General features: G+C 64.6%; 5 protein-coding genes. 3 read left to right on the top strand and 2 right to left on the bottom strand.

Going from position 1 to position 4,621, the window contains the following annotated elements; all coding sequences use genetic code 11:
- Positions 1–98: 98 nt before the first annotated feature.
- A complete protein-coding gene (locus tag QMX88_RS28870; protein ID WP_023082272.1) occupies positions 99–1,310 on the bottom strand; it encodes a DDE-type integrase/transposase/recombinase in 1,212 nt (403 codons plus the stop codon).
- A gap of 231 nt (positions 1,311–1,541) precedes the next feature.
- Between QMX88_RS28870 and QMX88_RS28865 the strand changes: the two genes are divergently transcribed.
- Together QMX88_RS28865 and QMX88_RS28860 are read left to right on the top strand one after the other, a co-directional pair.
- The gene (locus tag QMX88_RS28865; protein ID WP_041855125.1) at positions 1,542–1,754 is read left to right on the top strand and encodes a hypothetical protein; all 213 of its coding nucleotides are present in this window, start codon (positions 1,542–1,544) and stop codon (positions 1,752–1,754) included.
- Positions 1,747–2,748: a DNA cytosine methyltransferase gene (locus QMX88_RS28860; protein WP_011347534.1), complete on the top strand. Its 1,002-nt coding sequence runs from the start codon at positions 1,747–1,749 to the stop codon at positions 2,746–2,748. The genes QMX88_RS28865 and QMX88_RS28860 overlap by 8 nt, the downstream gene beginning before the upstream one ends.
- A 248-nt stretch (positions 2,749–2,996) precedes the next feature.
- On the opposite strand, the gene QMX88_RS28855 is transcribed toward QMX88_RS28860, so the two are convergent.
- Positions 2,997–3,839, bottom strand: coding sequence for a helix-turn-helix transcriptional regulator (locus QMX88_RS28855; protein WP_033938195.1), 843 nt, complete (start codon positions 3,837–3,839; stop codon positions 2,997–2,999).
- Between the two features lie 75 nt (positions 3,840–3,914).
- On the opposite strand from QMX88_RS28855, the gene QMX88_RS28850 reads away from it, so the two are divergent.
- Positions 3,915–4,490 carry a carboxymuconolactone decarboxylase family protein gene (locus tag QMX88_RS28850; protein ID WP_011347535.1) on the top strand — a complete coding sequence of 192 codons (576 nt, stop codon included), beginning with the start codon at positions 3,915–3,917 and terminating at the stop codon, positions 4,488–4,490.
- The last annotated feature ends 131 nt before the right edge of the window (positions 4,491–4,621 follow it).

Genomic DNA, 4,621 nt, shown 5'->3' with positions numbered 1-4,621 from the left:
ACAATACCAGCGCACCGCCCACAGGATCACATCACCCTGGAAATGGCGCCACTTGAAATCCGTCATCGTTCCGTCCGTCCAATCTCCGCCAAGCATGCTCAAGCTTCACGATTTTTGCAACAGAGCCGGAAATCGACCAAAAACGCGGTGGGGCGGGTAACGACGGCCGGGACGCCAACGCGCTCCACGGCCTCGGCCCAGCGCGCGGCCGGCGGCTGGAGCAGGCCGTTGTGCACGGAGCCGTGATAGGTGCCTACCGCCAACGCGAGCCAGCGCTCCAGCTCGCGCAGCGTCAGGGTGGCCATCTTCTCGGAATCGTACTCGCCGCGCTGGCCGGGATTGGAGAAGGTCGTCCCCGGTAATTCGTCGTGGATCATCTGCATCGCCGTGCCGATGATCCGTTCCACGATGCCGCCGTAGTGCGGCTGGCCTGGTGGGCGATAGTCCAGCCGGATGCCATGCTGTTCGCAGCCACGGCGCAGCGCTTCGCTTTTGAACTCGGCCGCGTTGTCCAGATAGAGCAGCCTGGGCTTGCCGCTCATCGGCCAGTCCATTTCCACATTCAGCCCTTCCAGCCAGGGCCGCTTGTCGCAGGCGGCATGCGCGAGGCATAGGCCGACCGAGACGGCGGACGGCGCTTCCAGCGTGACCACCATGCCGAGTACGCAGCGCGTGAACACGTCGATGGCGAGGGTCAAATATGGGCGGCCAATCGGTTGCCGGTCGCGCTCGTCGACCACGATCAGGTCGATGACGGTGTGGTCGATCTGCACCTGTTCCAGCGGCATGGTGACTTCTGGCGGAATGCCACCCGCGCCTTGCAAGGGACGGGCAGCGTCCTGCCCGCCCCGGCTGCGGGCTATTTTCGCCGGGTGTAGTCCGGCAATCCGCTGGGCCACGGTGTTGCGCGCCGGCACCGGCAGCTTCTGGGTTTTGCACGCCTGCGCGACTTCGCGGTGGAACGCCGCCAGGCTGCGTTTCTGCTTGGTCAGGAAGCGCTTTTGCAGCAGCTCGCGGATGATGCGCTCGACCGGTTCCGGCAAGCGCCCCTTGCCTTTGCCGCCGCCGGATCGGCCGGGCGTCAGGTCTGTTACCAGGCCAGTACCCTGCCGGGCGCGACGGATCAGGACATATACCTGTCGCCGGGACAGGCCCAGCGCTTGGGCTGCCTCATCGGCGGCTTCATGCCCGACCACCTCAAGCGCTGCCAGTGGCCCGATGATTTCCGTCCGGTGCCGGGCTTGCGCCCATGCCTCGTCGGGCAGGGTGGCCACGCCTTGCGCGGCAATCGGTGGAGTGTCTGATGTCATGCCCAAACCTCGCTTTGGTGCACACGAGTATTGAGCATAGTCGAGATTGGTGCAGACGACTCCTGATATTGGGCTGTCAGGAGCCGTATGCACACCAGGCGTTACATCCAGTCAGATGGTGCGGTCGTCTTCTGAAAACGACAGCGGCAAGCTGTCGCACAACTTAGGACTTATGCGACGTTTACAATAAATTCCTTGGCCTTGAGCCACGATGGCGCCACAATGGCGCCCATGAAAGCCGACCGCAAAGATTCGCGCTCTAGTGCGCTGGAACGTATCAATCTGCGCCTCACTCCCGAGGTGCTGAAAGCCATTGATGCCGAATGCTCGCGCCGGGCCGGCAGCGTATCGCGCAACACTTGGATTACCGAAGCCGTGACGGAACGCCTGGGGCGTCTCGCTTCGTCATCGCACCCGCAAGGTGCAGGGGGAGCCAATGGCTAATTTTTATGAATTTTTCGCCGGTGGCGGCATGGCCCGCGCTGGCCTTGGCCCCGACTGGCAATGCCTGCTCGCCAATGACTTCGACCCAAAGAAGGCGGCCAGCTACGCCGCGAATTGGGGCACCGATCATCTGCGCGTCGGCGACGTGGCCGCACTGACTACGGCCGACCTACCGGCCGGCGCTGACCTGGCTTGGGCCTCGTTCCCTTGCCAAGACCTTTCCCTAGCCGGTGCCGGTGCTGGCCTCAAAGGCGACCGCTCCGGCACTTTCTGGCCGTTCTGGCAGCTCATCAAAGCCCTGGGGGATGAAGATCGAGCGCCGCGCCTGGTGGTGCTGGAAAACGTATGCGGCGCCCTTAGCTCGCACGATGGCAAAGACTTTGCCGCGATCAGCTCGGCCCTGTCGAACAACGGCTATCGGTTCGGTGCCGTGGTCATTAACGCCGTTCATTTCCTGCCGCAGTCGCGGCCACGGCTGTTCATCATCGGCGTGCGCAAATCCTCGCCAATTCCTCGCGCCCTGGTCGCCAGCGGCCCGGAAGGGGAATGGCATCCGTCCGCGCTGGTCGAGGCTTACGGCAAGCTCTCGAAGCGTGCGCAAAGCTCTTGGGAATGGTGGCGCCTGCCGGCGCCTCCGGCCCGCACGTCGATCTTTGCCGACCTGGTGGAAGATAAGCCGCACGGCGTCACCTGGCACACGGCCGCCGAAACAAAGAAGCTGCTCGGCATGATGAACCCGCTAAACCTGGCGAAAGTTGAAGCCGCCAAGAAAGCCGGTGGCCGCCAGGTCGGCACGATCTACAAGCGCACCCGCGCCGATGGCCCGCACGGCGAGAAGGTGCAACGCGCCGAAATCCGTTTCGATGACGTGGCCGGTTGCCTGCGCACGTGTCGTTTTCAGAAGACGGCTGCACTGAACGTCAGAAGCCGACTGCACTATAGCAGCGGAGGGGTTGGATCCATCAGGCAACGACGGGCTGCTGCCGGCCAATAGCCGACAATGACGACACTGGAAATCCCCGCCTGTGAGCGTCGGCTCAGGGCGGGACAGCGTCATCCAGCTACCTGCGCCACTGACTCAGCCTTGTCCAGCCGGCCGCGCCGCACGAACAGACTGACCAGCCGTTGACGGATCGCCACCTGGAGTTCCGCCAGTTGTTCCGGCGTGATGCGAATTTCACCCGCTCGACGAGCGCAACACCGGCGCCGCCTACGCCAAGAACCGGCGAATCGAACTCAAACTCACGAACCGCTGAGCGCCGCGTCACCGCGCTGCTGCGCCAGCCAGTCGCGCGGGGCGCAGCCCATGCGCACGCGGAAGGCGCGCGCCAGAGCGTTCGGGCTGCCGTAGCCGACGCGGTCGGCCACCACCGCCACCGGCCGCCCCTGCTTGAGCAGGGTGCAACTGACGTTCATCCGCCAGTCGGCCAGATAGTCGCCCGGCGTGACGCCCACCGCGTCCTTGAACGCGGCGGCGAAGCGCGCGCGTGACATGCCCGCCTTCGCCGCCAGCGCCTCGAGCGACCACGCGGTCTGCGGCGCATCGTGCATGGCGGTTATGGCGCGCGCGAGTTTCGGGTCGGCCAGGCCCGCCAGCAGTCCGGTGGCGCCAAGCCGCCCATCCATCAGATAACGCAGCAACTGGATCAGTAGCAACTCGCACAAGCGGTCGATGGCGGCCTGCCGACCGCACTGGTCGCGCTCGGCTTCGGCAAACAGCAACTCTAGCGTCGGCCCGAGGCCGGGCAAGTCCGCCAACGGAATCAGCAGCATCGACGGCAAGGCCATGGCCAACGGATTGCCCGTCGAAGCGCCCAGGTCGACCTCCGCACACAACCGCTCAGCGGTATCGCCGGGGGCGGCGACAAAACGATGCGACGCCGCGCGCGGATAAAACAGCAGGCTCGGCTCGGTAACCAGCAGATCTTCATGCACGGGCGAACGCGCCGTAATCGGGCCGCGCCGCACCAGATGGATATAGCCATGCGGCGCCGCGTAATGATGCTGCCCACAGAAGGCGCCGCTTTGAAAAACGCGCGCCGAAAGCGAGTAGTGCCGGAGCAAGCCGGCCAGTCGATCCGCCATTCCACTCTCCATATAAGACGATAGGTTACGTATTTGATACTTTACGTGCCATATCGTACCAAACAAAGGGCGATCATGCCCACGTGCTCTTGCACCTCACCCACTACGGAGATAGACATGACCCAAATCGCCCCCCTGACCATCGACACCGCTGACGCCGCTACCGCTGCCACACTCAAGGCCGTCAAAGCCAAGCTTGGCATGGTGCCGAACCTGTTCGCCACGCTGGCCCACGCGCCGGCGGCGCTCAATGGCTACCTCGGCTTGTCCGAAACGCTGGGCACCGGCCGCCTGAATGCCTCCCAGCGCGAGATCGTTGCGCTCGCTGCCGGTCAAGCCAATCGCTGCCAGTATTGCCTGAGCGCACACACCCTGATCGGCAAAGGTGCCGGACTGTCGGCAGAGGCCATCGCCGCGGCCCGCACCGGCCAGGCGGCCAACGCACTTGACGATGCAATCGCCGGCTTTGCCCGCGCGCTGGTCGAGCAACGCGGCGTGGTGTCGGCCGACGCCATGGCCAACTACCGCCGCGCGGGGCTCGACGACGGCCTGATACTGGAAGTGATCGCCAACGTCGCGCTGAACACGCTCACCAACTACACCAACCACATCGCCGACCCCACGGTGGATTTCCCCGTGGTCGCCGTCTGATCTCCATAGGCATATAAGGAGAACACGATGAAAATCGCACTCACCGGCGCTCTGCTCGCCAGCGCCCTCGTCCTGCCACTGGCCGTCACGGCCGGCGACTAAAGGCCTCGGCCGAGCACTACCGCAAGACC

Source organism: Pseudomonas sp. PS02290 (genome assembly GCF_029960075.1).
GTDB lineage: Bacteria > Pseudomonadota > Gammaproteobacteria > Pseudomonadales > Pseudomonadaceae > Aquipseudomonas.
The sequence above is the reverse complement of the archived record's forward strand: the minus strand, read 5'-3'. Positions and strand labels throughout refer to the sequence as shown.

Bases quoted from the DNA above. Each gene is read 5' to 3' on its own strand.
- QMX88_RS28870 (WP_023082272.1), bottom strand. From the start codon at position 1,310: ATGACATCAGACACTCCACCGATTGCCGCGCAAGGCGTGGCCACCCTG.
- QMX88_RS28865 (WP_041855125.1), top strand. From the start codon at position 1,542: ATGAAAGCCGACCGCAAAGATTCGCGCTCTAGTGCGCTGGAACGTATC.
- QMX88_RS28860 (WP_011347534.1), top strand. From the start codon at position 1,747: ATGGCTAATTTTTATGAATTTTTCGCCGGTGGCGGCATGGCCCGCGCT.
- QMX88_RS28855 (WP_033938195.1), bottom strand. From the start codon at position 3,839: ATGGCGGATCGACTGGCCGGCTTGCTCCGGCACTACTCGCTTTCGGCG.
- QMX88_RS28850 (WP_011347535.1), top strand. From the start codon at position 3,915: ATGCCCACGTGCTCTTGCACCTCACCCACTACGGAGATAGACATGACC.